This window comes from Immundisolibacter sp. (genome assembly GCF_028696615.1).
Lineage (GTDB): Bacteria > Pseudomonadota > Gammaproteobacteria > Immundisolibacterales > Immundisolibacteraceae > Immundisolibacter.
Genome location: NZ_JAQVGQ010000275.1, coordinates 1 through 3,070 on the forward strand (window position 1 = coordinate 1; position 3,070 = coordinate 3,070).

General features: G+C 66.8%; 2 protein-coding genes. Both read left to right on the plus strand.

The window, feature by feature from the left end:
* Positions 1 to 320 precede the first annotated feature (320 nt).
* On the plus strand, positions 321 to 2,354 hold the full coding sequence (locus PHC73_RS13110) for a sodium-translocating pyrophosphatase (protein WP_300129134.1): 2,034 nt from the start codon (positions 321 to 323) through the stop codon (positions 2,352 to 2,354).
* Between the two features lie 246 nt (positions 2,355 to 2,600).
* Positions 2,601 to 3,070, plus strand: a 470-nt coding sequence (gene ppa, locus PHC73_RS13115) for an inorganic diphosphatase (RefSeq protein ID WP_300129137.1), incomplete at its 3' end; no start/stop codon positions are given.

The following is a 3,070-nucleotide window of genomic DNA, read 5'->3' on the forward strand; positions in this document are numbered from 1 at the left end:
GGATGCGCTGATTTATTCAGCGCATCCCGCCCGGGGCAGGAAGCTCCGGCCTGAATCGAGGGCGCAAGCCCTTGATTCAGGGAGCGCCGCGCGGGCGTGTACCGCGCGGCGGCGAGCTGAAAAATTCCAGGGAGGGAATTTTTCAGCATTTCCCTAAGTAACCACAACGACGAAACATTCACCCGGCGGACGGCACACGACCGCCGGGTGGGCGAGTGCGAACAGGAGGTGCGGCCGCCGACCGGTCGCATCGGATGAGGCGATGCCGGGGCAGCCGCCACGCGGCGGACAGCCGGCATGTTCACGGGAGGACGTTGCAGATGACGATTGAATCAGCCCTTTGGTTTGCCATCGGCGCCGGCGTGCTGGCCATCGTGTATGGCCTCGCGGCCGTGCGCTGGATCGTGGCGCAGCCGGCCGGCAACGCGCGCATGCAGGAAATCGCCGCCGCCATCCAGGCCGGTGCGCAGGCGTATCTGAGTCGTCAGTACACCACCATCGGTATCGTCGGCGTGGTGCTGTTGGTGGTGTTGGGCATGGTGCTCGACTGGGCCACCGCCGGCGGTTTTGCGGTCGGCGCCATTTTGTCGGGCCTGGCCGGCTTCATCGGCATGAACGTATCGGTGCGCGCGAACGTGCGCACCGCGCACGCGGCGAGCCTGGGTCTTAATCCCGCGCTGCAGGTCGCGTTCCGCGGCGGTGCGGTGACCGGCATGCTGGTGGTGGGCCTTGGCCTGCTGGGCGTGGCCGGTTACTACCTGGCCATGCTGCAGGTGACAGACGCCGACCACGCGCTGCACTCGCTGGTGGGTCTCGCCTTCGGTGGCTCCTTGATTTCGATTTTCGCGCGTCTGGGCGGCGGCATCTTCACCAAGGGCGCCGACGTCGGCGCGGACCTGGTGGGCAAGGTCGAGGCTGGCATTCCCGAGGACGACCCGCGCAACCCGGCGGTGATCGCCGACAACGTCGGCGACAACGTCGGCGACTGCGCCGGCATGGCGGCGGACCTGTTCGAGACCTACGCCGTGACGGTGGTGGCCACCATGCTGCTGGCGGGCCTGACCATGCAGTCGCTCGGCGTGAACGCAGTGGTGTTCCCGTTGCTGCTGGGTGCGGTGTCGATCGTCGCCTCGGTGATCGGCACCTTCTTCGTGAAGGCGAGCGAGGGCGGCAAGATCATGTCCGCGCTGTACCGCGGCGTGATCGTTTCCGGCGTGATCGCTGCGGCGGCCTTCTACCCGATTGCGACCGCGCTGCTCGGCGACAAGGCCATGCCGCTGTACTACTGCGCGCTGATCGGGCTGGCGCTGACGGCGGCGATGATCGTGATCACCGAGTACTACACCGCCACCGAGTACAAGCCGGTGCGACACATCGCCGAGGCCTCGCAGACCGGCCACGGCACCAACGTGATCGCCGGCCTTGCCGTGTCGATGAAGTCAACCGCGCTGCCGGTGCTGGCGGTATGCGCCGCCATCTGGGGCGCGTTCGAATTCGGCGGGCTGTACGGCATCGCCATCGCGGCCACCGCCATGTTGTCCATGACCGGCATGATCGTGGCGCTCGACGCCTACGGGCCGATCACCGACAACGGCGGCGGCATCGCCGAGATGTCCGGCCTGCCGGGCGGCGTGCGCACCATCACCGACGCGCTCGACGCCGTCGGCAACACCACCAAGGCGGTGACCAAGGGCTACGCCATCGGCTCGGCGGGCCTGGCGGCGCTGGTGCTGTTCGCCGACTACACGCACAACCTCGACGCCATCGGCAAGCTGCAGGCGTTCAGCCTGTCGGACCCGGCGGTGATCATTGGTCTGTTCATCGGCGGCCTGGTGCCGTATCTGTTCGGCGCCATGGCCATGGAGGCGGTCGGCCGCGCCGCGGGCTCGGTGGTGGTGGAAGTGCGCCGCCAATTCAAGGAAATCCCCGGCATCATGGAGGGCACCGGCAAGCCCGACTACTCCCGGGCGGTCGACATGCTGACGCGTGCCGCCATCAAGGAAATGATCGTGCCCTCGCTGCTGCCGATCCTGGTGCCGGTGGTGATCGGCTTCGGCATGAACGTGCTGATGGGCCCGGGCGCGGGCGTGAAGGCGCTGGGTGGGCTGCTGATCGGCACCATCGTGACGGGTCTTTTCGTGGCCATCTCGATGTGCACCGGCGGCGGCGCCTGGGACAACGCCAAGAAGTACGTCGAGGAAGGCCACTTCGGCGGCAAGGGTTCGGAAACCCACAAGGCGGCCGTCACCGGCGACACCGTGGGTGACCCCTACAAGGACACCGCGGGCCCGGCCATCAACCCGCTGATCAAGATCATCAACATCGTCGCGCTGTTGCTGGTGCCGTTGCTGTAACGACGAGTCCGGAACACGCCCGGACGTGCTCCCGCGAATCGGGCTCTCAAGGACTCGATTCGCGTCCGGCCATCGCTGGCCGGCCTCGGCGCTCGAAAAATTCACACGCTCTCAGTCGCAGCCCTCCCCGGCACGGGCCGGGGAGGGCTTTTTTGTGGCGCCATGACGGTCGCCGTGTGCAGGTCGTCGTCTGCCAGTATCCTTGCGCCCCCCTCGTAACCCTTCCGGTCAGCAAAGGAGCGCGCAATGGGCCTCGATCTGGTCCCCGCCGGCAGCGATCTGCCGCGCAAAATCAACGTCATCATCGAAATCCCGAAGGATTCCGAGCCGGTCAAGTACGAGGTCGACAAGGCCACGGGGGCCATCTTCGTCGACCGCATCCTGTCGACGCCGATGCGCTATCCGTGCAACTACGGCTATATCCCGCACACCGTGTGCGGCGACGGTGACCCGGCCGACGTGCTGGTGATCCTGCCACTCACACTGATCCCGGGTTCGGTCATCCGCTGCCGGCCGGTCGGCGTACTGCGCATGACCGACGAGGCCGGCGGCGACGAGAAGATTCTGGCGGTGCCGGACGACCGCGTGTTCGCCGGCTACTCGCACATCCAGGACATCGGCCAGGTGTCGAGTCACTGGCTGGAACGCATCGGCCATTTCTTCGAGCACTACAAGGATCTCGAGCGCGGCAAGTGGGTCAAGATCGACGGCTGGGG

Coding starts and splice junctions, on each gene's coding strand:
- PHC73_RS13110 (WP_300129134.1), top strand. CDS start 321: ATGACGATTGAATCAGCCCTTTGGTTTGCCATCGGCGCCGGCGTGCTG.